This window comes from Streptomyces katrae (assembly GCF_000966975.1).
In the GTDB taxonomy this organism is placed as follows: Bacteria; Actinomycetota; Actinomycetes; order Streptomycetales; family Streptomycetaceae; genus Streptomyces; species Streptomyces katrae.
The window spans coordinates 1-3,602 of record NZ_JZWV01000155.1; the positions used below are offsets into that span (position 1 = coordinate 1).

3 protein-coding genes are annotated in these 3,602 nt (G+C 75.5%); 1 reads left to right on the forward strand and 2 read right to left on the reverse strand.

The features are described 5' to 3' along the window. Both VR44_RS07890 and VR44_RS07895 read right to left on the reverse strand, forming a co-directional pair. Positions 1 to 2,125: sensor histidine kinase (locus tag VR44_RS07890; protein WP_045946670.1), on the reverse strand; the 2,125-nt coding region annotated here is incomplete at its 3' end. Positions 2,126 to 2,167: 42 nt separating this feature from the next. Next, positions 2,168 to 3,091: an MHYT domain-containing protein gene (locus tag VR44_RS07895; RefSeq protein ID WP_094191491.1), complete on the reverse strand. Its 924-nt coding sequence runs from the start codon at positions 3,089 to 3,091 to the stop codon at positions 2,168 to 2,170. A gap of 231 nt (positions 3,092 to 3,322) precedes the next feature. Here VR44_RS07895 and VR44_RS07900 point away from each other — a divergent pair. Continuing rightward, positions 3,323 to 3,602: methyltransferase domain-containing protein (locus tag VR44_RS07900; RefSeq protein ID WP_045946669.1), on the forward strand; the 280-nt coding region annotated here is incomplete at its 3' end.

A 3,602-nucleotide genomic window follows, 5' to 3' on the forward strand; every position in this document is an offset into this window, starting at 1 on the left:
TCCCGGGAGCGTGTGCCCGGGGAGCCTGCGCCCCGGCGCTCGGCGGCTCGGCGGCCTGCGGGGCCTGCGCGGCTCGCGGGGCCTGTGGGGCCTGTGGGGCCTCGATGGCGCCCTGGAGGAGCGCGAGCGGCAGCAGCACCACCGCGGTGGTGCCCCCGTACGGCGATGGCCGCAGGTGCACCCGGATGCCGTGGCGGGCCGCGAGCCGGCTGACCACGAAGAGCCCGAGGCGGTCGCTGTCGAAGAGGTCGAGGTCCTCGGACTGCTCGATCCGCCGGTTCGCCCCGGCGAGGGCCTCGCGGCCCATGCCGAGTCCGACGGGTTCGCCGCTGACCCGGACCTTGGTGTGCGGCGGGGAGAACTGGGCGGCGTTCTCGATCAGTTCGGCGAGGAGGTGGGTGAGGTCGGCGACCGATCCGCCGGCGACGGAGGTCTCGGCGAGCCCGCGCACCTCGACGCGCGGGTAGTCCTCGATCTCGGAAACGGCCGCCCGCACCACGCTCGTCAGCGGCACGGGCGTCCGCCAGGCCCGGCCGGGGGCGGCGCCCGAGAGGATGATCAGGCTCTCGGCGTGGCGGCGCATCCGGGTGGTGAGGTGGTCGAGCCGGAAGAGGTCGCCGAGCTCGCCCGGGTCGTCGGCCCGGCGCTCCATCGAGTCGAGGAGGCTGAGCTGTCTGTGGACCAGCACCTGGCTGCGCCGGGCGAGGTTGACGAAGACGCCGCTGATCCCGCCGGCGAGTTCGGCCCGTTCGACGGCGGCGCTGAGGGCGGCCCGGTGGACGGTGGAGAGGGCCTCGCCGACCTGGGTGATCTCGTCCTCGGCGGGCGGGCCGGGCGGGGCCTCGGCCTCGATGTCGATCTCGTCGGACCGGCCCGCCCGGATCCGGTCCATGGCCTGCGGGAGCTTGCGGTGGGCGATCTCCAGGGCGGAGTTGCGCAGGGAGACCAGCTCGACGACCAGGAAGCGGCCGATCCGGACGGAGATGACGAGCGTGACGGCGACGGCGGCCAGACCCAGCAGGACGGCGGCGCCGGCGGGGCTGAGGGCGGCCTCGGCGAGCGGGTCGCCGCCGGGGGTGGTCTCGGCGTGCGCGGCCTGGCGGATCTCGCGCAGGGAGCTCGCGACGCTCGCGTACGCGCCGTCCCATCCCGGCGGCGTACCGCGGGGCTCCTTCGCGGTGGAGGCACCGGCGCCCGTGGCCGGCGGTGTCAGGGCCTTGTCCTCGGCGGTGGTGAGCTCGCTGTAGGCGGCGCTCTTCGCCACCGTGTCCCACACCGCCCGCTGGCCCGGCGGCAGGTCCCCCGCGCCGGCCGCGGTCAGCGCGCGGCGGGATTCCACGGAGGCGGTCAGGCGGCGCTGTGCGTCGGCGTTGCGGGGTCCGGGCAGGGCGAGCAGCGCGTCCTCCCGGGAGAGGAGTTCGGCGGAGCGGGCGAACTCCAGCAGGACCCGGGCGTCCGGGCCGAGTTCGGGGTGCGAGCCGCCGGACAGGGAGCCCTCGACGGCGAGGGCGGATTCGGCCACGCGGGTGTACGTCTCATAGGCGCCGTCGGGGGTGGCACGGCGGTCGGCGATGTCCTTCCGGGCGGAGCCGAGCGCCTCCGCGTCGGCGACGAAGGCGGCGAGGCGGACCACGGTGTCGGTGCGGTAGCCGCCGGAGTCGGCGACGGTGTGGCGGTCGCCGAGGCGCAGCCGGCGCACGGCCCCGTCGGTCCGCCGGGCCTGCTGTTCGAGGGCGGACGCCTGGTCGGAGGCGGGGTCGGCCAGGAAGCGGACGGCGGCCCGGCGTTCGGCCTGGAGCTCGGTGAGGGCGGCGGCGACGGGGGTGCGTATCTCGGCGTCGGCCTGCCGGACGCGGCCCTGGCGGACGATCTCCTGGGCGGCGCTGACGGTGGCGAAGCCCCAGAGCGCCAGCAGCGAGACCACGGGGACCATCAGCAGCGAGACGATCTTGGCCCGGACGGTGGCGGGCCGTGGCCGCAACCCCGTCCGCGCCGGGCCCGCGCCGGGGGACGCCGGCCCGGACGCTTCCTCTGCGGGGGCTCCGGCGTGGGCGCGGCGGCCGCGTGGCGGGGGTGGGGACGGCTGCGGCGCCGGTGGTTCGGGTCTGCTGCGGGGTCTGCGCATGGGCTCCTCGTTCCGGGGCGGTACGGCTGGACGGGGCGCGGCTCAGCGGGTGGGCTCGGCACGCCGCACCGAGGGCCGGGGGCCGGCCGTAGCGGAAGCCGGGGCCGGCCCCGAGCCCGCCGCGGACACCGGACCCGAACCCTCCACGGACACCGGACCCGAGGCCGTGGCGGACACGGACAAGGGCACGGACGCCGACGCGGACGCCGAGGCCGACGCCGACGCCGACGCGAATGCCGCCCGCTCGTCCGCGGTCGGGGAGAGCGCGACGAAGGCGGCGGTGATGAACAGGTACGAGCCCAGCCCCACGGCGAGCGGGAAGATGAACTGCAGCGCGGTGGCGCCGGGCAGCGCCTGGGCCGAGGGGGTCACCCGGACGCCGACGGCCATCATCCCCGTGTAGTGCATGCTGCTGACGGCCCCGCCCATGAGGAGGGAGGCGCCGGCCACGGCCAGCGGCGACCTGATGTGGAGGGCCGCCCAGAGCGCGGCGGTCGCGGCGACGACGGCGAGGGCGACGGAGATCCCGACGATGAGCGGGTCGTAGCTGATCCTGCCGTGCAGGCGCAGGGCCGCCATGCCCAGGTAGTGCATGCTCGCGACGCCGAGGCCGGTGGTGAGTCCGCCGAGGACGAGGGAGCGGCCGCGGTCCCTGCCGTATCCGACGGCGAAGAGGCCGGCGCCGACGACGAGCAGGGCGACGAGGAGGCTCAGCAGGGTCAGCGGCACGTTGTAGTGGATCTCGGTGCCGGTGATGTGGAAGCCCAGCATGGCGATGAAGTGCATCGTCCAGATGCAGGTGGCGAAGGCGGAGGCGGCGGTGAGCAGCCAGTTGCGGCGGGAGGGGCCCGTCGCGGCGAGCGCGCGGACGGTGCAGCGCAGGCCGAGGGCGGCGCCGATCGTTGCCATCACGTATGACAGCACGGGTGTCAGCCAGCCATAGGCGGCGTGGTCCAGGTGTCCCATGGCCACGGGACGCTAGTCCGGGTGAGGGGACGAACAAGGGGCGCATTTCGAAAGCCGCTGGAACTGCTGGAATATGACAGAGATACGTTCATCTGCGATCACACCACGTGCCAGCTTGCACACGGTCCGCAGGAAGCGCACAGCAACGGGCATGCAGGCCGCACAGGGGCCCCGGGGCGGCGGAGCCGGCCCCCGGTGCGGAATCATGGGCGCATGAGCACTGTGAACCGCATGAGCGAGGACCACACGCGTGTGCAGGAGTTCTTCGGGGCGCGGGCGGACGCCTGGGACGAGAAGTTCCCGGAGGACGGGCCCGCCTTCACGGCGGCCGTCGCCGAGTGCGGCATCGGCCCGGGTGAACGGGTCCTCGACGCGGGCTGCGGGACCGGGCGGGCGCTGACCCCGCTGCGCGAGGCCGTCGGCCCCTCGGGAACGGTGCTCGGCGTGGACCTCACCGAGCGGATGCTGGCCGCCGCCCGGCGGGCGGGGCGTGGGGCGGACGGGACACTGC

Excerpts from the sequence above, each read along its gene's own strand:
- VR44_RS07895 (WP_094191491.1), bottom strand. The coding sequence starts at position 3,091 with ATGGGACACCTGGACCACGCCGCCTATGGCTGGCTGACACCCGTGCTG.